This is a genomic window from Dactylosporangium sp. NBC_01737, assembly GCF_035963215.1.
Classification (GTDB): Bacteria; Actinomycetota; Actinomycetes; order Mycobacteriales; family Micromonosporaceae; genus Dactylosporangium.
The window spans coordinates 11,433,412-11,453,791 of record NZ_CP109153.1 but is presented as its reverse complement, the minus strand read 5'-3'; the positions used below and the strand labels follow the sequence as shown (position 1 = coordinate 11,453,791).

Sequence of the window (20,380 nt, the reverse complement as noted above, 5' to 3'; positions counted from 1 at the left end):
GTGCGCGAGATTCCGATCGGCCGGTTCGGGCGAATCGTGGCGGGTGAGGAGGAGGGATACTTCCTGCACGTCGATTTCGACGCGAAGGACACGGGCGGCTACTACGTCTACTTCGTCGACGACATCGACAATCCTTCGGCCGGTGGTGACCACTGGGCGGAGAACGTGGAGGAACTGCACCGCGTCTTCGACAGCTCGGAATGGCAGATCGAGTGGTCGGACAGGTACTGCGACCACGCGGTGAGGTCGTAAGTGCTACGGGACGAGTTGGGCGGCGGCCGGGGTCGTGTCGCGCAGGCGCGCGGCGTCCTGGCTCGGGGGTGCGCCGAACTGGCGGCGGTATTCGCGGCTGAACTGGGACGGGCTGTCGTAGCCCACGCGGTGGCCGACCGTGGTCACGTCGTTCGGGTGGGTGGACAGCAGCAGCCGGGCCTGCTGGAGCCGGATCTGCTTCTGGAACTGGATCGGGCTCATCGCGGTCACCGCCTGGAAGTTGCGGTAGAACGCGGACACGCTCATCCCCGACATCTTCGCCACGTCGTCGACGCGGAACGCCTCGCGGTAGTTGTCGCGGATCCACGCGACGGCGTGGGCGACGTGGGACAGGCCGCTGTCGGCGAGGCCGAGCTGGCGCACGACGGCGCCCTGCTCGCCGGTGATGAGCCGCCACAGGATCTCCCGCTTGATCAGTGGCGCGAGCACCGGGATGTCGCGCGGGTGGTCGAGCAGGCGCAGCATCCGCACGGCGGCGTCGACGAGCTCGGCCGGCGCGGTGCTGACGGCCAGGGCGGACGGGGTGACGGAGGTGCGCGTGAGATCGCCGGGCTGCGCCTGCAGCAGCAGCGAGGCGATCGCCGACGGCTCCAGGCTCAGCCCGAACCCGAGCGCCGGGTGGGTCTTGCTGGCCTCGGTGTAGTGACCGGTCACCGGCAGGTCGACGGACGCGATCAGGTACTGCCCGGCGCGGTACTCGTACACCCGATCACCGAGTGCCAGGGTCTTGGCGCCCTGCGCGATGAGCGCCATCACCACGCCCGACATCGACGCCGACGGCTCGTGGGCCCGCTCGGCCCGGCCGATGAGGACGCCGTCGATGGCGGTGGTCCAGTCGGGCCGGGCGTGGCGCTCCAGCAGCGCGCGCAGTTCTTCCACAGGAAGATACTCCCGAAATCGAGAGGATCAGGCAAGCCCTGGAGAGCATCGTTCTATGGTGTTGGCAGCTCAGGCTGATGTGATTGGACTGTCGAAATCGCCGGATGCGAAAGAACGGGCAGGTTCAGTCATGGGTGTAGCGATCGTCATCGGAGCGAGTTCCGGGATCGGGCAGAGCACGGCCGTCCAGCTCGCCAAGCGCGGGACCGACGTCCTGCTCACCTACAGCGGCAACCAGGCCGGCGCGCAGGACACGGTCACCGCCGTCGAGAAGGAGGGCCGCACGGCGGTCGCGCTGCGGCTGGACGTCGGCCGCACGGAGACCTTCCCGGCGTTCCGCGCGCAGGTTGTCGCCGCGCTGCGCGACACGTGGCAGCGTGACACGTTCGACCACCTGGTCAACAACGCCGGGTTCGGTGGGATGGCCATGTTCGAGGACACCACCGAGGAGCTGTTCGACAAGTTCATGCGGGTCCTGCTGCGGGGGCCGTACTTCCTGACGCAGCTGCTGCTGCCACTGATGGCCGCCGGGGGCGCCATCGTCAACGTCAGCAGCAACTCCGCACTGCCCAGTGGCCTGGTCGACGCCGGATATTCGGCGTACGCCACGATGAAGGGCGGCCTGAACGTGCTGACCCGCGTTCTGGCCAAGGAGCTCGCGCCGCGGGGCATCAGGGTCAACGCCGTCTCGCCCGGCCCCACCCGGACCCGGCTCTCCGACGCCGCCGGGGTCGTGGCGTTCGACGCGTACCCGGAGGCGATCGCCATGCTCGCCGCGAAGACCGCGCTCGGGCGCATCGGCGAACCCGACGACATCGGCATGGTGATCGCCACGCTGCTCGGCGAGGAGGGCCGCTGGATCACCGCCCAGAACATCGAGGTGTCCGGCGGTTATGACCTCTAAGAGACATGACCTCTAGGACAGGACCACGAACTGGTAGCCGCGCGACTGCAGCGCGGGGATGACGGTCTCCAGGGCGGCGCACGTCTGGGCGCGGTCGCCGCCCCCGTCGTGGCAGAGCAGGATCTGCCCGGGGCGGGCGGCGAGGAGCCGGTCGGTGATGGAGCGGGTGCCGGGGCGGGTCCAGTCGCGGGGGTCGTTCGTCCAGTTGATCGGCAGCATCCGGGCCTGCGCCGCGGCCGCGAACACGGCCGGGGAGACGGCGCCGCCGGGGGAGCGGAAGATGGCCGGCAGCTTCCCCGTCGCGTCGTAGATCTTGTTCTGTGCGCGGTCGATTTCCTGTTGTACGCGGTCCTGGGCGAGATGCGCGATCTTCCCCGGGTGGCTCCACGTGTGGTTGGCGACCTGGTGGCCGGCGGCGACGATGTCCCGGGCGACGGTCTCGTGGCCGAGGACCTGGTTGCCGATGAGGCAGAACAGGGCGGGCACGTGGTACCGCTCCAGCAACCGCAGCACCTTCGGTGTCCACGTGGGGTGCGGGCCGTCGTCGATGGTGAGGGCCACCGCGTTGCCGGGGAACGCCGGGCCGGGCACCAGCCGCCGGTATTCCGAGAGCGTGAACACCGGTCGCTCCTGCGCCGGCAGGGCGGTCGCCGTCGGTGAGGGCGCGGGCGGCGGTGACGTGGCGGGCGCGGCGACCGGATCGGTCGAGGCGGCCGGGACGGTCGCCGGTCGGCGGTGCGGTCCCGCTGAGCCGCCGGTGACGAGCGCGGTGCCCGTCGCGGCGAGTCCGGCGCCGATCAGGCGTCTGCGGGACAATCCGTTCACGGGGGGCCACCTCCGGGGCGCGCGGGGTTCGCACTGATCATGACGTGCCCGCTCCCCATTGCGTTGCATGGAGACCCGTTCAAATACGCGCGTCGAGGGTGTACCGGCGCTGCAGCAGGACGGCCACGGTCATGAGCACGGCCGGCACCACGGCGAATCCGTAGCGGACGGCGGCGAGCGCGGTGGAGGACTGCGTGGTGTGCTCGCCGGCGGCGCTGGCCACGAATCCGCCGACGGCCAGGCAGGCGGCGTACACGTACGGCCCGAGCGCGCCGCCGGTGGCCTCCGTCGCGGTCCACACGCCGGTGTAGCTGCCCGCGCGGGTCGTGCCGTCCGGCCCGGACGCGGCGATCACGTCGGGCACCATCGAGAACGGCAGCAGCTGCATGGCGGCGAACGCGACGCCGAGCACGGCGACGGCGCCGACGATCAGCGGCAGGCCGGCCGCGGCGCCGAGCGCCAGGACGAGCGAGCCGGCGACGAACGCGGCCTGCGCGACGAGCAGCCCGCGCTGCTTGCCGATGCGGCGGGCGACGACGACCCAGACCGGTGTCGCGAGGATCGCCGGTGCCACGAAGGCGGCGACCAGGACGGTCGTGAGCTTCGGCCGGCCCAGCTCGTACTCCGCGAAATAGGGGACGGCGGCCAGCACCAGGTGGGTCGTGGTCGACATCGCCAGATAGGCCGCTGTCAGGGTGCGGAACTGCCGGTCGCGCAGCGATGTCAGCAGCCCGTGCCGGCTGCCTTCCGACACGACGGACAGCGGGGCGGCGGCGGTGAGCCGTCGCACGCCGGTGATGCCGACCAGCATCGCGGCGAGCATGGCGGCGCCGAGGACGAGGCCCATGCGGGTGTACCCGGCAACCGTCGCGTCGTCCTGGCCGGCGATCAGGGGAGCGGCGACGCCGCTGAGCAGGATGCCGACGGTGAGGACCACCATGCGGAAGCCCATCAGGCGGGTCCGCTCGTGGTAGCCGATGCTCAGGTCGGCCGGGGTGGCAAGGTAGGGGACCTGGTAGGCGGCGAACAGGAGGTTCCCGGCGATGAACGCGACCGCGACCCACAGGCCCGCCGGTGCGCCGCGCAGGCCGCCGGGCACGGCGAACATCGCGGCGAACGCGACGGCCAGCGCGCAGCCGGTGAGCATGAGCCGCCGGCGGTGGCCGCGCCGGGCGAGGTCGGCGTCGGAGAGCCGGCCGACCCACGGGTGCAGCACCACGTCGACGACCTTCGGCGCGAGCAGCACGAACCCGGCGAGCAGCGGCGGGACGGCGAGGACGTCGGTGAGGAAGTACAGCAGGAGCAGGCCGGGCACGGTGACCCAGACGCCCATGCCGACGGAGCCGGTCGCGAACGGGATGAGCCCGCGCAGCGGCAGCCGGACCTTCGACATCAACCACGCTCCCGTAATCCAACGTGCGATGGATAATAGGCGACGATGGACGATCTGAACAGCACGCGACGACGGCCCGGCCGGCCCCGCGCGGACGGCGCCGAACCGACCCGCGACGTGATCCTGCGGGTGGCGACGGACCTGTTCGCCCGCAACGGTTTCGACGCGGTCAGCATCAGGGCCGTGGCCGACGCGGCGGGTGTCGACGTCGCCACGGTGCACCACCACGCGGGCGGCAAGCTGGTGCTGTACCAGTCGTGCTTCGCGCAGGTCTTCGAGGCCGAGCGCCGCGCCCTCGAACCGGTCATCGCGGCCGCCGCGGACGGTGACCTCCTCGCCGCGCTGCACCGGGTGCTCGACGCGTTCGTCGACTTCCTGGAGGAGCGGCCGGAGACCACCGGGCTGTGGCTGCGGCGGTGGCTGGAGCCAGGCCGGCACGCCGGCCTCGACGAGCGGTACTCGACGCCGCTGTACGAGCAGGTGGAGCGGGTCCTCGCCGCCGCCGACAAGGCCGGCGTGCTGCATGAGCCGCAGCCGCACCTCGCGGTGCGCAGCCTCATCTGGGCCGTGCACGCGCACGCGGTGACCGCCCTGCACGGCGACGTCCCCGCCGACAGCCGGTTCGCGCTGCGGGCGTTCGTGCACCGGTGGCTGGACCGCATGTACGGGCGGCCTTGACGCACCCGACACCGGTGACCCAGAATCCAACGCGTGTTGGAATACAGGGTGGTGGTGATCGGCGCCGGGCCGGCCGGGCTCGCCACGCTCAAGGCCCTCGCCGACGCGGGCGTGCCGGCCGTGTGCTTCGACGCCGGTGACCGGCCCGGCGGGCTGTGGGTCTACGGCGGGCCGCACTCCTCGGCGTACCGCACGCTGCACCTCAACACCAGCCGCACCCGCACCGAGTTCGCCGACTTCCCGATGCCCGCCGACTGGCCCGACTACCCGGGTCACGCGACGATCGCGGCGTACCTGGCCGACTACGCCCGCACGTTCGGCCTTTCCGACGCGATCCGGCACCGGCACGTGGTGACCGCGGTCCGCCAGGAACCGGCGGGCGGCTGGACGGTGACCGCCGAGGGTCCACAAGGGACGGTCGAGGTGCGCGCCGAGGCGGTCGTCGTCGCCAACGGGCACAACACCGTGCCGCGACTGCCCGACCCGCCGTATCCGGGCGAGCTCACCGCCGATCAGCTGCACAGCCACGACTACCGCGGACCCGAGCAGCTCGCCGGCCGTCGCGTCCTCGTCGTCGGCGGCGGCAACTCCGCCATGGACATCGCCGTCGACGCCTCCCACACCGCCGACCGGACGCTGCTGTCGGTGCGCCGCGGTGTCTGGATCGTGCCGAAGTACCTGTTCGGCAAGCCGTCCGACACGCTCAACGGCGCCCTCGCCAAACGCCTGCCGTGGCGGGCCCGCCAGCGCATCAGCCAGACGATGCTGCGGCTCGCGGTCGGCCCGCCCACCCGGTACGGGCTGCCGGCACCGACGCACGGCTTCCTGCAGGACCACCCCACGCTGTCCGACGCGCTGCTGCCCCGCATCACCCACGGCGAGATCGCGGTGCGCCCGGCGATCACCCGCTTCGACGGCACCGACGTGGTCTTCGCCGACGGCGGCAAGGACCCGGTCGACCTCATCGTCTGGTGCACGGGGTACCGCGTCGACCTGCCGTTCCTCGACCCGTTGCTGCTCGGCGGCGGCGCCGACCGGCTGCCGCTCTACCGGCACGTGTTCCACCTCGACGCGCCCGGCCTCATGTTCGTGGGCCTGATGCAGTCCACCGGCGCCGCCCTGCCGGTCGTCGAGGCGCAGGCCCGGCTCGTCGCCGGGCACCTGGCCGGCACCTACGCGCCGCCGCCCCCGGACGTGCAGCGCTCAGCGTGCGCCGCGGAGCTGCGCGCCGCCCAGGACCGGTGGGGCGACCGGCGCCCGGCGATGCGGATCGACTTCGACGCATACCTCGACCTCGCCGCGCGCGAGCTGGCAGCAGGACGGAAACGGGCATGAGCGAGCGTCGCGAGCGAATCATGTGGCAGGTTTGGCTCATGTCGACGCCTGGAGCGCAGCGGAAGGTGGCGACATGAGCACGCTGCACGGCCGGCGGGTGCTGGTCACCGGCGCCAACGGGACCTTCGGCAGGCTGCTCTGCTCGCGGCTCGCCGCCGAGGGCGCGGTCGTGGCCGGCCTCGACCTCGTGGCCGTCGACGCGCCCGTGCCGGTCTTCGCCTGCGACCTGACCTCCTCCGCCGTGCCGGCCGTCGTGGCCGCCGCCGTGGCACACCTCGGCGGGCTCGACCTGCTCGTCAACAACGCCGGCGTCGGCGGCCCCGCACCGGCGGAGCTGCCACCGGACGAGGTCGTCGCCCGGCAGCTGGAGGTCAACCTCCTCGCCGCCTGGCGGACCACCGCTGCGGCCCTGCCGGCGCTGGAGGCCGCCCGCGGCCGGGTCGTGTTCGTGGCCAGCCGGATGGCGGTCCTGCCGCTGCCCCTCGCCGCCGCCTACGGCGTCAGCAAGCGGGCCCTGGTCGCCTACGCCGACGCGCTGCGGCTCGAGGTCGGCAGCCACGTCGGGGTGAGCGTCGTGTATCCGAGCATGGTCGCCTCCCCGATCCACGACACGACCGCGGCGGCCGGCCTGTCCCTGCAGGGCGTGTCCCGCCTCGAACCGGTCGAGGGCGTCGTCGCCGCGATCCTGCGCGCGGCCACCGCCCGCAGACCCCCGCGCGACGTGGCCACCACCCGCCGCGGCCGCCTGGAAATGGCCGTGGCACGCCACTTCCCGTCCCTCGCCGACGCGATGGTCCGCCGCACCGTGGCGTCCCGCCTCGCCGCGGCCGCCTTCGACGACGCACCCCTCGCCGCCGGCATGGTGCGCCGCCACCGCCAGGGCCGCTGACCGTTCACCCCGATCGCCGAGTTCTGTCAAGATCGCGACGAGGTCGAGCGGCGCGGGCGCCTGCGTTGCCAGTATCGGCCGCATGAGTTCGTTCACGACGCCACCCCTGCCGGCACCGCCGATCAGCCGCGCCCGTAAGCGCGCCGCCGTGCTGACGGTCGCGGCGACCGCGGCGCTGTGCTGCGCGGCCCTCGTCGCGACGAGGACGGTGACGACGGAGGCGAACCCGAGGGACACGAAACCGTACAGGAAGAGGGTCGCGCGGAGCTGGATGAGCAGCACCTGACCGGCCGCGCGAGGGCGGACGTACCCCCGTTCCTGCCAGCCTTCCTGAGGCCCGAACAGCGCGGCCCCGAGCACGGCCAGGGCGATGACGAAGGCCGCGCCGACCGGCAGGATCGCCCGCGGGTGCTCCGTCAGCCAGAGCACGACGGCGAGCACGAGGCCGAGCCCGCCACCCGCGGCCGCACCGATCAGGGCGGCGTTCGGCTCGACCAAGCGCAGGTGGTCGTCAGACCTCGACGATCGGCCAGCTCTTGCCGAGCACGGCCTCGATCTGTCCGGGGAGTGATGTGAAGACGGCCGCGGAGTGGCTCGCCGCCGTCAACGCCGCATGCCCCGCGCCGATCCGCCCGGCCCGTGCTGCCATTCCCCCGATGATAGGAAGGTCGTCAGGACCGTTGACGTTGGTTTGCGGCTCATCAACCAGGACGACGGGATGCAGCCGCAGCACTCGCAGCATGTCCAAGTCACCGTCGTAGTCCATTGCTTGATAGGCCTCGAGCAGGCATGTGCTCGGAATTGTCACGCCGAAGCCTTCCTCGGCCGCACGGAACAGCAGCTCACCTACGCGGTCGACACCGTGCACATATGCCATGAGGGCACCTGTGTCGAGGACTGCTTCGACGATCATCTGCGCGGCTGCCAGTCATCGGGAAGCACGCCTTCGGACTTCAGGCGGGTGATGACGTCATCCCGGACATGTCCCGGCACTCGCAGTTGCTCCCGCAGTGCGGCAGCCTCGGCCGGATCGGGGGTGAACTGCCGATGCCCGGCAGCGGTCAGTGCGGCCTGCATGCGCTCCAAGGTTTGACGGCGCCGCAGTGCCTCGGTGACGTAGGCCGACACCTGCCCGGCAGGCAGATCCTTCAGGGGCCCGGCGACGTCTTCCGGCAGGGATACGGTAAACCTGACCGTTGTCATACTGAACAGCCTACAACGGTATGAACATTGGTGCGCCACTGCCGACCGGCTGCCGTAGCAGCTCAGGCATCCTGGCGGGACTCGTGGGGCAGGGGCAGGTCGGCGGCGATGCTGCCCAGCAGGGTCAGGGCCTGGGCCGACGGAGTGCCCGGCGGGGCGTGGTAGACGAGCAGCTGCTGGCCCGGGGCGCCGTTGACCGTGAACGTGTCGTACGACAGGGTCAGCTCGCCGACCATCGGGTGGACGAAGCGCTTGATGCCGGCGGTCTTCGCCGCGACGTCGTGGCGGGCCCACAGGCGGCGGAAGTCGTCGCTCTTCAGGGACAGCTCGCCGACCAGGTCGGTGAGGCGGGGGTCGTCGAGGTCGGTGCCGGCGCTGGCGCGCAGGCTCGCCACGGTCTCGACGGCGACGCGGGGCCAGTCGGCGTAGACGCGGCGGGTGCCGGGGTCCAGGAACATCGCACGGACCATGTTCTGGCCCTTGACCGAGCAGTGGTTCAGGGCGGCCGCGAGCCGGTTGTTTGCCAGGACGTCCAGGTGGCGGCCGACCACCAGGGCCGGCGTGTCGGACCACAGGTCCAGCAGGCGCAGCAGGCCGGGGCTGACCCGCTCCGGCTGACGGGCCCGGCGGCGGGGGCGGGCGACGGGACGGGCCAGCTCCCGCAGGTGCGCGACGGCGTCGTCGTTCAGCGTGTACACCCGTGCCAGGGCGTCGATCACCTGGTCGGACGGGTGCTTGTCACGGCCCTGTTCGAGGCGGACGTAATAGTCGGCGCTGACCCCCGCGAGCAGCGCGACCTCCTCGCGCCGCAGGCCCGGGGTGCGGCGGCGGGTGGGCTCCGGCAGGCCGAAGTCCTCCGGGCGGGCCACCTCCCGGCGCGCCCGCAGGAACTCGCCGAGGCGGTTGTCGCTGTGCATCATCCCAGGTTAGGTGGCATCGCGGGTGATTGCCTGGCCCCCGTACCCCTAGGAAGACGCCGTCCTGGCAGCCGCCCGGTGCGGGCGCGACGGTGGATCCATGACCAACACCAACGCATTGAACGGCCGCGTCGCCGTCGTCACCGGAGCGACCAGCGGCATCGGCGCGGCGACCGCGAAACGGCTCGCCGAGGGCGGCGCGTCCGTCGCGCTCATCGGGCGGCGCGAGGGGCGGCTGAAGGAGCTCGCCGCGGACATCGGCGGCAACGCCCTGCCCGTCGCCGCGGACGTGGGCGACCTGGACGCGCTGCGGGGCGCGGCGGCGACCATCCGCGCGGCGTTCGGCCGGGTGGACCTCGTCGTGGCAAACGCGGGTGTCATGCTCGCCGCGCCGTTCGAGTCGGCGGAGACCGCCGAGTGGGACCAGATGATCGGCACGAACGTCACCGGGCTGCTGTACACCGGACGGGCGTTCATCGACGACCTGCTCGCCGCCGCGGCCGACGGCAGGCCCGCCGACCTCGTGCACGTCGGCTCGATCGGCGGGCACACCGTCTTCCCGAACTACGGCGTGTACACGGCCACCAAGGCCGCCGTCGCGCACCTCACCCGCAACCTGCGGGCCGAGCTCGGCCCGCGCGGCGTCCGGGTGAAGAACGTCGAACCCGGCTTCGTCCTCACCGAGCTCGGCGACGGCATGCTCGACCCCGGCCAGCGCGAGACCCTCGCGCAGTGGCGGGACTCCATGGAGGTCCTCACCCCTGAGGACGTCGCCGACGCGATCGCGTACATCGCCGCCGCACCGACCCGCGTCAACCTGGCCGAGGTGATCATCGTCCCCACCCAACAAGGCTGAGCCACGGGGCTTGACCTTGACCCAGGGGCAGGGCTCGACGATGGGCGGCATGAACGAGATGACGCACATCAGCGAGCGGGTCGCGGCCTTCTGCGACACCACCAAGGTCCCCGGGTACGTCGTGGGCGTGTACCGCGACGGCGAGCAGCGTGTCCTCGCGCACGGGGTGGCGAACATCGTCACCGGCGCGCCGATGCGGGAGGACACCGGGTTCCTGTTCGGGTCCATCACCAAGGTGATGACGACGATGCTCGTGCTGCGGCAGGTCGAGCGCGGCGCCGTCGACCTCGACGAGCCGGTCGTCACGTACCTGCCGGAGTTCGCGCTCGCCGAACCGGGCGCGGCCGGCCGGATCCGCGTACGCCACCTGCTGACACACACCAGTGGGATCGACGCCGACCTGTTCTTCCCCGCGGGCGGCGGGCCGGACGCACTGCGGGTCTACCTCGCCGGTCTCGCCCGGCAGTGCGGCACGCTGTTCGCGCCGGGGGAGCACGTCAGCTACTCCAACGGCGGCATGATGGTGGCCGGGCGGCTGCTCGAGGCGGTCACCGGCACGCCATACCACGAACTGCTCAGGCGCGAGGTGTTCGAGCGGGTCGGCATGGCCGGCTCGGGCACCTCCGCCGCCGAGGCGATCCTGCGCGGCACCGCGGTCGGGCACTTCGCCGACCCGGTGACCGGGCAGGTGCGGCGCACCGACATGTTCATGCTGCCCGACACGTGGGCGCCGGCCGGTGGCACGCCGATCGGCACGGTCGCCGACCTGCTCGCGCTCGGCCGGGTCCATCTGGCCGGGGGAGCGTCGGCGAGGCTGATGCGGACCGTTTCGCATGACATGGGTACGCCGAATCTCCCACCCGTCGGGATGGGCTGGCTGCTGCCGACGTTCGGCGGCGCGACCGTGATGACGATGACCGGCGCGTCACCCGGCGGGGTGGCCGTGCTGGCCGTGGCGCCCGAGCACGACCTGGTGTTCGCGGCGTACGGCAACGACCCGCGGGCCCTCGCGCTGCACGACGAGCTGCTGCCGTCGCTGCTGCCGGGCCGCCTGGACGTCGCCGCGATCAGGCCGCTGCCGGCGGAGCCGGACCTGGCGCGCTACGCCGGCACGTACCGCTCGGACCAGCTCCGCGTGGACGTGCGCGTCGTGGACGGCGAGCTGGAGGAGCAGATCACCTACGAACCCGCCGACGGCGTGCAGGAGGCGACGTTCACCGGTTTCGCCGGCGGGCCGTTCGTGGTCCCGCCGATGCGGTACGCGCCCGTCGGCCGGGATCTGTTCGCGCCGGCCGGGATGCCCGTCGGCGAGCTGGATCTCACGTCGCGGCAGTACCTCATCTCGTACCATGGCGACACCGGGGACGGGCCGACGCATCGCTGCGCGGGCGGGCGGATGACCCGCCGCGTCACGCCGGGCGAGCGCTGACAAGGATGCGGGCCATGAGCGACGAGCGGCACCTGCTCACCATCGGCCAGCTCGCGGACTACGCGGGCGTGACCATCAAGGCCGTGCGCCACTACCACGCTCGTGGCCTGCTTCCCGAGCCGCCGCGCGACGCGTCGGGGTACCGCAGGTACAACGCCCGCCACGCGATCCAGCTCGTGAAGGTCAAAACCCTTGCGGACGCGGGTGTTCCGCTCGCCCGCGTCAAGGAACTGCTCACCGCGGGCGCCGAGGAGTTCGCCGCCGCGATCGCCGAGATCGACCGGGACCTGCGCCGGCAGGCGGAGAAGATCCGCCGGAGCCGGGACCGCATCGCGCAGCTGCGCAACGGCGACCGGCTCTTCGTCGCCGCGGAGGTCGCCACGTACCTGGAACGGTTGCAGGGCCTGGGCATCAGCGAACGCACGGTGCATCTGGAGCGTGACCTCTGGCTGCTGCTGCACGCGGTGTCGCCGAAGGACGCCGACGGCTGGATCGCCGACAAGCTCGACGCCCTCGACGACCCCGAGTTCCAGGCCATCTACCTCGCCTACGACGCGGCGTTCGACCTCCCGCCCGACGACCCGGGTCTGCCGGCGCTCGCCGCGCGGGCGCGCCGCTGGTACACGATGCGGTATCAGGCAACCGAATCCGCCGGTGACGTCGACCCGGCCATCAGCCAGCTGGCCGCCGCCTCGGTCGGTGCGTCGTCGCCGGCGTGGACCCGACTGGCCGAACTTGCTCGTCCGGCGACCGCTGACAGGTAAAGTATGTGAATGGGTCGATCGGGGCGCGACCGTGGTTCGAAGCTGGCTGCCTGGAGCACGGTCGCCACCGTCGCACTGGTGCTCGCGGCGCTCACCGCCGCGGCCGCCTGGATCTTCCTGGACGAGCACACGGACTGGCAGAGCCGCGGCGAGCCGGTGACCGCGCCCGCCGTCGCGACGGTCCGCATCGAGCGGGCGGCGGTCCTCGACGGCACCGTGGCGGACCTGGCGCGGTCCCGGGCGGAGAAGTTCGTCCTGAACGTCGCCGGGGTGCCGCAGTCGACGTTCGGCAACTGCCCGGACCCGCCGAAGGACGGCTGGCGGCGCTGCGTCGTCGACTACGACAGTCTGATCACCGAGGTCGACGTGTACACCGGGGTCTACGACCTCGTCGGCCTGAACCCGGGCAGCCCCTACGACGAGTCGATGCTGCGGGTGCGCGGCCGCAAGCTCGTGTATACGCGGGACGGGGTGCTCACGGCGCTGTTCCGCGACTTCGCCGACCACACCGGCCTGCGCTGCGAACGCCTCGAGGACCGCGCGGTGTTCGTCCAGGACGGCCCGCTGCCGCCGATCTGCTACGGCTACCCACCCGGCCGCAACATCATCCGGATCCGGTTCATGGTCGGCTCCGACGACACCGTGTACGCCAGGCGCTACTGACCGCGCTGCACGCCAGGTGCACGCGGCGTACCGTACGGTCCGGGCATGCCGTTCGAATCCGTCCGTGGTCCCGCGTTGCCCGTCGACAGCCCGGGGGACGTCGCCGCGCTGGTCGATCTGCTGGGGCCGGCCGCCACCGACGACCGGCTGCGCAACTCGCTCTGCGACCACTTCGCCTACGTGGCGGGGGTCCACGTGGAGTGGTTCCGCCCGCACCAGGAGCGGGTCGTCGTGGAGCTGCTCGGCGGCTTCCAGGTCACGTTCGACACGCTCTGCGCCCTGTTGCACGGGGCGCCGGACAGCTGCGTGGAGCATCTGGAGCGCGAGCTGCGCCGCCAACGCTCGCCATGGCATCTGGACGTGCTCGCCGCGATCGGGACCGAGCCTGCGCTGACCGTGGCCGCCGACGTGGTCCGGAGCCACGGCGGCGCGGACGAGCTGGAGAACGCCGGGTTCTGGACGCCGCCGAGCGGCCCGCTGCGGCAGCGGTTCTCGTCGCACCGGCTGGCCCTGCAGCGCCGTCCGGTGGCCGACCTGGCGGAGCTGCTCGGGGCCGATCATCCCGTCGGTCTGCCGCTGGACCGCGTCGTGCGCCGCCCGGAGGCCACCCCGGTCGACTGGCACTTCCTGTCGCTGCGCGCCGCCGCGCTGCCCGGCGTGCCCGCGTGGCCCGCCGAACGCCTGCACCTGGTCGAGACGGACGACGGGTGGGCGGTCGCGGGCACGGTCGGCGACGACGGCCGCTGGTATGACGAGAGCGTCGAAGCCGAGGGGCCGCCGGAGGACTCCGAGCGCGACAACGACGAGCCGGACGGCCGTGGCATGGTCGTGCTCCGGCCGTTCGACGACACGCTGGTCTACTGCAACGGCCACATCCTGTCCACGCCGGACGTCTACGGCATGGTGGGCGGGCCACCGATCGGCGTGTACTCGAACCCGTCGTGCCGCTCCTGCGACCGGCTGATGTTCCACGTCGCCACGGTGACGAACCACATCCGGGGCCACGGCGACGGGTTCCGCAGCCTGTACATCTGCGAGGACTGCCGCGTCACGTCGTGCACCGCCTCGAACTGGAACTGAGCCGGCACGGGAGGCGATACTGCCGCTGTGACGATCAAGGCGCTGATCTTCGACTTCGACGGCCTGATGATGGACACGGAGACCACGCTGCTGGAGAGCTGGCGCTGGGAGTGGCGCCGGCACGGCCTGGAGCTCGACCCGACCGGCTTCTTCGCCGACCACGGCGGCGACGCGAACGAGCCGCGGTACGCGGCGCTCGCCGCGGCGGTCGGACCCTCGTTCGACCGCGGGTCCAGTCATGAGCTGCGGATGGCCCACCGGCTGACGCTGAATGCGGCGCTGGAGCCGGCGCCCGGCATCGTCGACTGGCTGGACCGGGCCGGGGAGCTGGGGCTGCGGCTGGCGGTGGCGAGCAGCTCCGCGATCACGCACGTGGGCGCGATGCTGGACCGGGCCGGGCTCCGGGCGCGCTTCGAGGTGCTGGCGACCGGCGAGGAGGTGGCCGTGCACAAGCCCGATCCGGCCGTGTACCTGCTCGCGCTGCACCGCCTCGGGCTGCCGGCGCAGGACGCGGTCGCGTTCGAGGACACCGTGCACGGCGTGGCGGCGGCGCACGCGGCCGGGCTGCGCTGCGTGGCGGTGCCGAACCCGCACGCGGACCACGCCCGCTTCACGGCCGCGGACCTGCTCCTGCCCAGCGCCGCGGACCTGCCCCTCGACGCGGTCCTGACCGCAGTGGACGGTCGCTGACCGGCGATGAGCCGGCGCCGGCACGGCACGCCGCAGGACGGCGCTCTGCCGTGGCGGGTGGTCCGGGTAGCGTCACGGGCATGGAGCGTCCACCTGCTGACCTGGCCACGATCCGGCGGCTCGCTGCCGAGGTCGACACCACCGCGCTGTGCGACGCGGCCGCGGACATCCGCGTCGTGTCGCCGGCCCTGCGGTGCCGGTCGGCCGACCCGGTGCTGTGCGGGCCGGCGCTGACCGTGCGCTGCCGCGACGACTTCTTCGGCGTGGTCCAGGCGATGGAGCGGGCCGAGGCCGGCGACGTCCTGGTGGTCGACGGCGGCGGCCGGGAGACCGCGCTGGCCGGCGAGCTGATCGCCCGGGCGGCGATGGCCAGGGGACTGGCCGGGATCATCGTCGACGGCGGGTACCGGGACCTGCGGTTCATCGCCACCTGCCGCCTGCCGGTGTACAGCCGGCACGTGTCCCCGAAGGCCGGCACCACGACGCGCCTGGCGACGCCGGGCGAGACGATCAGCTGCGGCGGCGTGCCCGTCCATCAGGGCGACATCGTCATCGCCGACCACGACGGCATCGTGGTGCTCGACCCGGACCGTGCCGTCGCCCAGCTGACCGCCGCCGCCGAGGTGATGGCGGCCGAGACGCGGGTCGTCGAACGGCTGGCCGCCGGCGCGACCCTCGGCGACTGCCTGAACGTGACGGCACACGCCGACCGGCTGGCCCGCGGCGAACCGTCACGGCTGCGGTTCACCATCTGACCGGACCGGGGCCGCGGCCCTTCACGGCAGGATCTCGACGTAGCCGTCCGTTCCGTGCACACGGATCCGCTGCCCGTCCCGGATCAGCCGGGTGGCCTGCTCCACGCCCACGACGGCCGGCAGGCCGTACTCGCGGGCGATCACGGCGCCGTGGGTCATCGGGCCGCCCACCTCCGTCACCAGGCCCGTGATCGCGACGAACAGCGGCGACCAGCTGGGGTCGGTGTGCGCCGTGACGAGGATGTCGCCCGCTTCGAGGTCGGCCTGGGCCATGTCCAGGATGACGCGGGCCCTGCCCTCGACGGTCCCGGCGGAGACCGGGATGCCGGCCAGGGCGCCGTCCGGCACGCCGTCGCGCCGGTACGCGCCGGTGAGGGCCTCGCCGTCAGACGTGAGGACCCGCGGTGGCGTGAGCACCTGGTACGACCGGAACGCGTCCCTGCGCTGCCGGATGAGCCGGTCGTCCACGCGGCCGGTGCGCACCGCGTCGTGGAACTCCTGGAACGTGAGGAAGAAGACGTCCTCCTGCTCGGCGATCACGCCGGCCCGCGCGAGGCGCTCGGCCTCCGCCATCAGGGCCTGCTTGTAGATCCAGTAGCGGCTGATGATGCCGTACTTCGGGTACTCCCGGTAGCCGATGAAGGTCCGGACCCGCTCGATCATCCGCCTGGTCTCGTCGGCCTTCTGCTCCCCGTCCGGCAGGGCCCGCAGGCGTGCCAGCACGTCGTGCTCCGCCTGCTGCGCCTGCTGCCGTCCGTGCTCGAAGCGCCGCGCGGCGGCGCCCGGCTCGAAGAGCTTGATGTTGTCGAGGATCAGGGGCACCAGCGTGGTGGGGCGTTCGCGCCAGCGTGGCCTCGTGATGTCGATCTCGCCGACGCAGCGCATGCCGTACCGGTCGAGGTAGACCTCGATGGCGTCACGCGCCTCGGTCCCGCCCGCGAGCTTCGGCAGCTCGTCCAGGAAGCCGTCGTCGTCGACGCCCTGCAGGTACGCCACCACCTCCGGATGCGGGCGGATCGCGTCGGCGACGTCGAGCAGCGCCAGCCCCATCTCCGACGTGACGTTGCCGGGCGCGGACAGCGTGAGGGTGTCGGCCGCGTTCTTCTCGCCCAGCCACTCCTGCAGCTGGTCGTTGAGCCACCAGGTGGCCTCCATCCCGGCCATGATCGCCTGCATGCTCAACGGGTCGCTGAGGACCCGCTTGTGCTCCTGGACGGCCTCCAGCAGGAAGTCGAACAGCGCCGGCCCGCTCACCGCCGCGATGTCGCGCCGCAGGGCGGCGAGGGACGCCTCGCTGCGCCCGATCAGCTCGGTGACGACGGCCGGATCGGTCTCGAGCGCCGCGGACGCGCCCCTGACCGGCGGCCCGCCGGGACCGGCGTCCGGTAGCGCCGGGACGAAGCCGTCACGGTCCAGGAGGGTCTCCAGCGCGTCCCTGATCAGCGGGTCGGACCTGCCCGCGATGTCCAGGAAACCGGCGCGGCTCGCGGGTGAGGCCAGGAACCGGGTGGCGTCGACGAACAGCCTCCCACCGGCCTCGTACATCGGCGCCATCGCGGTCAGCTGCCACATGGACAGGCCCAGCGGCTTCATGGGGTCGGTCATCATCTGCTGGTGACCGACGGAGAGGTAGACGTGGTTGTCCTGGTCGCGGGCTGCGGGGATGGGGAACAGCGTGGTGATCGGCCGGCTCTGCACGATCTGGAAGTCGCCGCCGGCCAGGCACCACTCGATGTCCTGCGGGCGGCCGAAGTGTGCCTCGATCCGCCGCCCCAGCTGGACGAGCCGCACGGCCTGCGCATCCGTCAGCGAGGGCTGCCGCTGTTGCTGCGGGTCGAGCGCCACCTCCTGCGTACCGCCGGCCGGCAGGGCGCGGATCGCGAGGTGTTTGGCGCCGACCGCCCTGGTGATGACCTCGCCGTCGCGCACCTGGTAGACGTCGGGGTTCACCAGGCCGGAGACCAGGGCCTCGCCGAGGCCGAAGCCGGCGTCCACGGTGGCGACCTTGCGGTTGCCCGTGACCGGGTCGGCGGTGAACAGGATGCCGGCCGCGTCCGGGAAGACCATCCGCTGCACGACCACGGCCATGTGGACCGCACGGTGGTCGATGCCGTTGCGCAGGCGGTAGGTCACGGCCCGCTCGGTGAACAGCGACGCCCAGCACCGGCTGACGTGCCGGAGGATCGCCGCCGGGCCGATGATGTTCAGATACGTGTCCTGCTGGCCGGCGAACGACGCCGTCGGCAGGTCCTCCGCCGTCGCGCTGGACCGCACGGCGAAGGCACCGTGCCCGGCGCCACCGTCCTCGCTGAGGCGGCTCAGCGCGCCGGTGATCGCCGCCGCCAGGTCGTCCGGGACGGCGACCGCCTCGATGCTCCGGCGGATCTCCGCGCTGAGCGTGCGGATCGCCTCCCGGTCATCCGGATGCAGGCGGGACAACCGGTCGTCGATCGCCGGCACCTCGGCCATGATGGTCCGGAAGGCGGCCGTTGTCACGCAGAATCCGGCCGGTACGCGGACGCCGTCGATGCGTGACAGCTCGCCCAGGTGCGCGGCCTTGCCGCCGACGACCGCAATCTGCGTCTGGTCGACCTCTTGCAAGTCCAGCACGTACCGCTCGATCATCGGCAACACACCCACGTCGCGCCCCCAGTTCCTCGTCGGTGCCGTGTCCGGCCGCCGATTCTGCGGCACCACCCCGGTCTTGCCGCAAGCCCCCCGGTGCGCTATACGTTAGAAGTGGCAGGGAGCGAGATGTCCCTGCCTTGACTTTTGTCATCCGACGCGGGCCGCTTGGCGGCGCCCAGACCGATCACGATGGGCAGCCCCGCGAGCGCGATCAACCAGCAGGACAGCAGCCGGTAGGTCAGGACGGCGGCCGTGGCTGCCGCCGGGTCGGCGCCGGAGGCGATCAGCGAGGCCAGGAGGCCGGCCTCGACGAGCCCGGCACCACCGGCGACGAGCGGGATCTGCCGGACCAGCTGGCCGGTGAGGTACGCGCCGACGAGGGCCGTGGTGGCGGTGTCGAGGCGGAATGCGTGCGCTGCCGCGACGAAGCAGGCCAGGTCGAACAGCCGCCGCGCGACGGCCGCGCCGCCGGCCGTGAGCCAGTACCTGCCCGGCAGTGACCAGCAGGCGCGGGACGTGTCCGCGCCGAGCCGGATCAGGGCGCGGGCGCCGCGGTGCAGCGGCCCGTCGGGCGGCGCCGGGACACCCGGCGCGCGCTGGGCCGCGCTCTGCCCGGCCAGGCGGTGCGCCAGACGGTGCACCGGGTGGTGTACCAGGTGGTGTCGCAGGCGGTCCTTCAGACGCCGGGCCAGGACGGCGGCGGGCCACAGCAGGGCCGCAACGGCGGCGGTGCTCAGCAGCCCGGCGGTGCTCAGGCCGCTGAGGTACCAGGTGAGGTACACCAGCACGATGGCCGCGCTCGCCTGCATGCTGGCCAGGGCCGTGGTGGCGAGGGCGTGCGCGCTGGTGAGGCCGTGCGCGCAGAACTGCCGGACGGCGAACGCGGTCGACACCGGGCCACCGGCCGGCATCGCGGTGGACAGTGCCGTGCGGGCCAGTGACACGCCGACCGCCCTGACGTTGGACATCGCGCCGCCATAGGCGGCCAGGAGGCGGCGCTGCTGCACGGCGTACATGAGCACGGACCCGGCCTGCACGAGCGCCGCCGCGGTCAGCCACCACCACTGGGCGTCGACCAGCGACCGCAGGACGGTGCCGGCGTCGGGCAGGGACCGGCGCAGCAGGACGAACGCCGCAGTCACCGCCGCCAGCGTGAGTGCGAAACCCACCCACCGCGGCCAGGTCCGCGTCCGCGTCGCGACGGTCACCCGGATCAGGGCAGTGCTCATGCGCGTACAGTGCGGCAACGAGATGAGGACCGCCTGAACGCGACGAGTCGCGTCGATATCAGGGCCGCTGCCGCAAGACATTGCCCTGGGGTGCTTTCCGGTCCGCGGGGTGCGCGAGCGGCGTGACGGCGGCCTATGATGGTGGCGCGCCTCGGCCGTGATTCGACGGCCCCCCGGTGCGCGGCTCGGCCGCGCGGATCGTCACCGGAGCGCATCCGACCGCATCGCCGGTCCACCCGCCGCCCACTGCGTCATCGCGGCAATCCCCATCACCCTGCAGGCCCGGCCGGTCGAGTGCGCCGGTCCTCCACCATGCCCAGAAGGAGTTCCGTTATGCGGCGGTACATCATCACCGGCGCGCCAGGCGCGGGCAAGACGACGATCCTGGCGGCGCTGCGGGGCCGCGGATACGCGGTGGTCGAGGAGGCCGCGACCGACGTCAACCTCCGCCTGCAGGCCCTTGGCCGGGACCAGGCGTGGCGCGATCCGGAATTCATCGACGCGATCACGCTCCTGCAGCGGGAGCGCCTGGAGCAGCCCGCACCACCGGCAACCGACGTCCAGGTCTTCGACCGGTCGCCGATCTGCACCCTCGCCCTGGCCGCCTACCTCGGCCAGCCGGTGACGCCGGTCCTTGCCGGGGAGATCGACCGCGTGACCGCGGAGGCGAGCTATCAACGCCGGATCTTCTTCGTCCACCTGCTCGGGTTCATCACCCCGACAGCGGTACGCCGGATCAGCCTCGCGCAGTCGGTCGCGTTCGAGCGGTTCCACGAGGAGGCGTACCGCTCCCACGGCTTCGAACTGGTCGACGTACCCGCCGGAACCGTCGAGGAACGGGTGGACCTGATCGACAGGTGCATACGATCCTGGTCTTAATTCAAGTCCCGTATTGACGCGAAATCCCGAGGGGCATAGCCTGCGGTGGATCTGTTAAGCAACTTCACAGATCGGTCGTCCTGCCGGCTCCACCCGGTCGGCAGGAGCGGT

At 72.4% G+C, this 20,380-nt stretch carries 22 protein-coding genes; 14 read left to right on the top strand and 8 right to left on the bottom strand.

The window, feature by feature from the left end:
- A complete protein-coding gene (locus OHA72_RS52765) occupies window positions 1-252 on the top strand; it encodes a hypothetical protein (protein ID WP_327003664.1) in 252 nt (83 codons plus the stop codon).
- Window positions 253-255: 3 nt separating this feature from the next.
- Here the strand turns inward: OHA72_RS52765 and OHA72_RS52760 are convergent, their stop codons facing one another.
- Complete coding sequence (locus OHA72_RS52760; protein WP_327003663.1) at window positions 256-1,152, bottom strand: AraC family transcriptional regulator; 897 nt, start codon at window positions 1,150-1,152, stop codon at window positions 256-258.
- A gap of 130 nt (window positions 1,153-1,282) precedes the next feature.
- Between OHA72_RS52760 and OHA72_RS52755 the strand changes: the two genes are divergently transcribed.
- Entirely contained in the window at window positions 1,283-2,056 is a 774-nt protein-coding gene (locus OHA72_RS52755; protein ID WP_327003662.1) for an SDR family NAD(P)-dependent oxidoreductase, read from the top strand.
- Between the two features lie 12 nt (window positions 2,057-2,068).
- Here OHA72_RS52755 and OHA72_RS52750 read toward each other — a convergent pair whose 3' ends face one another.
- Together OHA72_RS52750 and OHA72_RS52745 are read right to left on the bottom strand one after the other, a co-directional pair.
- A complete protein-coding gene (locus OHA72_RS52750) occupies window positions 2,069-2,881 on the bottom strand; it encodes a polysaccharide deacetylase family protein (protein ID WP_327003661.1) in 813 nt (270 codons plus the stop codon).
- 79 nt (window positions 2,882-2,960) lie between these two features.
- Window positions 2,961-4,274, bottom strand: coding sequence for an MFS transporter (locus OHA72_RS52745; RefSeq protein WP_327003660.1), 1,314 nt, complete (start codon window positions 4,272-4,274; stop codon window positions 2,961-2,963).
- Between the two features lie 45 nt (window positions 4,275-4,319).
- Here OHA72_RS52745 and OHA72_RS52740 point away from each other — a divergent pair, with 45 nt between their 5' ends.
- From OHA72_RS52740 to OHA72_RS52725, 4 genes are all read left to right on the top strand, one after another.
- Window positions 4,320-4,952, top strand: a complete 633-nt coding sequence (locus OHA72_RS52740) for a TetR/AcrR family transcriptional regulator (protein WP_327003659.1) — start codon at window positions 4,320-4,322, stop codon at window positions 4,950-4,952.
- A 33-nt stretch (window positions 4,953-4,985) separates the two neighbouring features.
- Window positions 4,986-6,287 carry a flavin-containing monooxygenase gene (locus OHA72_RS52735; RefSeq protein ID WP_327003658.1) on the top strand — a complete coding sequence of 434 codons (1,302 nt, stop codon included), beginning with the start codon at window positions 4,986-4,988 and terminating at the stop codon, window positions 6,285-6,287.
- 73 nt (window positions 6,288-6,360) lie between these two features.
- Entirely contained in the window at window positions 6,361-7,176 is an 816-nt protein-coding gene (locus OHA72_RS52730; protein ID WP_327003657.1) for an SDR family NAD(P)-dependent oxidoreductase, read from the top strand.
- Between the two features lie 82 nt (window positions 7,177-7,258).
- Complete coding sequence (locus OHA72_RS52725; RefSeq protein ID WP_327003656.1) at window positions 7,259-7,462, top strand: hypothetical protein; 204 nt, start codon at window positions 7,259-7,261, stop codon at window positions 7,460-7,462.
- Between the two features lie 225 nt (window positions 7,463-7,687).
- On the opposite strand, the gene OHA72_RS52720 is transcribed toward OHA72_RS52725, so the two are convergent.
- The 3 genes from OHA72_RS52720 to OHA72_RS52710 form a co-directional block, all read right to left on the bottom strand.
- Window positions 7,688-8,089, bottom strand: coding sequence for a PIN domain-containing protein (locus OHA72_RS52720; protein WP_327003655.1), 402 nt, complete (start codon window positions 8,087-8,089; stop codon window positions 7,688-7,690).
- Window positions 8,086-8,379: a hypothetical protein gene (locus OHA72_RS52715; RefSeq protein ID WP_327003654.1), complete on the bottom strand. Its 294-nt coding sequence runs from the start codon at window positions 8,377-8,379 to the stop codon at window positions 8,086-8,088. Before OHA72_RS52715 ends, OHA72_RS52720 begins: the two co-directional genes overlap by 4 nt.
- 62 nt (window positions 8,380-8,441) lie before the next feature.
- A complete protein-coding gene (locus tag OHA72_RS52710) occupies window positions 8,442-9,296 on the bottom strand; it encodes a helix-turn-helix transcriptional regulator (protein WP_327003653.1) in 855 nt (284 codons plus the stop codon).
- 100 nt (window positions 9,297-9,396) lie between these two features.
- On the opposite strand from OHA72_RS52710, the gene OHA72_RS52705 reads away from it, so the two are divergent.
- The 7 genes from OHA72_RS52705 (at window position 9,397) to OHA72_RS52675 (ending at window position 15,533) form a co-directional block, all read left to right on the top strand.
- A complete protein-coding gene (locus OHA72_RS52705; RefSeq protein WP_327003652.1) occupies window positions 9,397-10,152 on the top strand; it encodes an SDR family oxidoreductase in 756 nt (251 codons plus the stop codon).
- A gap of 49 nt (window positions 10,153-10,201) precedes the next feature.
- Window positions 10,202-11,581 carry a serine hydrolase domain-containing protein gene (locus OHA72_RS52700; RefSeq protein WP_327003651.1) on the top strand — a complete coding sequence of 460 codons (1,380 nt, stop codon included), beginning with the start codon at window positions 10,202-10,204 and terminating at the stop codon, window positions 11,579-11,581.
- Window positions 11,582-11,595: 14 nt separating this feature from the next.
- A complete protein-coding gene (locus OHA72_RS52695; RefSeq protein WP_327003650.1) occupies window positions 11,596-12,345 on the top strand; it encodes a MerR family transcriptional regulator in 750 nt (249 codons plus the stop codon).
- 9 nt (window positions 12,346-12,354) lie between these two features.
- Window positions 12,355-13,008 carry a hypothetical protein gene (locus OHA72_RS52690; RefSeq protein ID WP_327003649.1) on the top strand — a complete coding sequence of 218 codons (654 nt, stop codon included), beginning with the start codon at window positions 12,355-12,357 and terminating at the stop codon, window positions 13,006-13,008.
- A 45-nt stretch (window positions 13,009-13,053) separates the two neighbouring features.
- Window positions 13,054-14,088 carry a hypothetical protein gene (locus OHA72_RS52685; protein WP_327003648.1) on the top strand — a complete coding sequence of 345 codons (1,035 nt, stop codon included), beginning with the start codon at window positions 13,054-13,056 and terminating at the stop codon, window positions 14,086-14,088.
- A 27-nt stretch (window positions 14,089-14,115) separates the two neighbouring features.
- Entirely contained in the window at window positions 14,116-14,778 is a 663-nt protein-coding gene (locus OHA72_RS52680; RefSeq protein WP_327003647.1) for an HAD family hydrolase, read from the top strand.
- A gap of 80 nt (window positions 14,779-14,858) precedes the next feature.
- On the top strand, window positions 14,859-15,533 hold the full coding sequence (locus tag OHA72_RS52675) for an RraA family protein (protein WP_327003645.1): 675 nt from the start codon (window positions 14,859-14,861) through the stop codon (window positions 15,531-15,533).
- A gap of 21 nt (window positions 15,534-15,554) precedes the next feature.
- On the opposite strand, the gene rph is transcribed toward OHA72_RS52675, so the two are convergent.
- A complete protein-coding gene (gene rph, locus OHA72_RS52670; protein ID WP_327003644.1) occupies window positions 15,555-18,158 on the bottom strand; it encodes a rifamycin-inactivating phosphotransferase in 2,604 nt (867 codons plus the stop codon).
- Between the two features lie 101 nt (window positions 18,159-18,259).
- Window positions 18,260-19,390, bottom strand: a complete 1,131-nt coding sequence (locus OHA72_RS52665) for a lysylphosphatidylglycerol synthase domain-containing protein (RefSeq protein ID WP_327003643.1) — start codon at window positions 19,388-19,390, stop codon at window positions 18,260-18,262.
- A gap of 333 nt (window positions 19,391-19,723) precedes the next feature.
- On the opposite strand from OHA72_RS52665, the gene OHA72_RS52660 reads away from it, so the two are divergent.
- Window positions 19,724-20,269, top strand: coding sequence for an AAA family ATPase (locus OHA72_RS52660; protein ID WP_327003642.1), 546 nt, complete (start codon window positions 19,724-19,726; stop codon window positions 20,267-20,269).
- The last annotated feature ends 111 nt before the right edge of the window (window positions 20,270-20,380 follow it).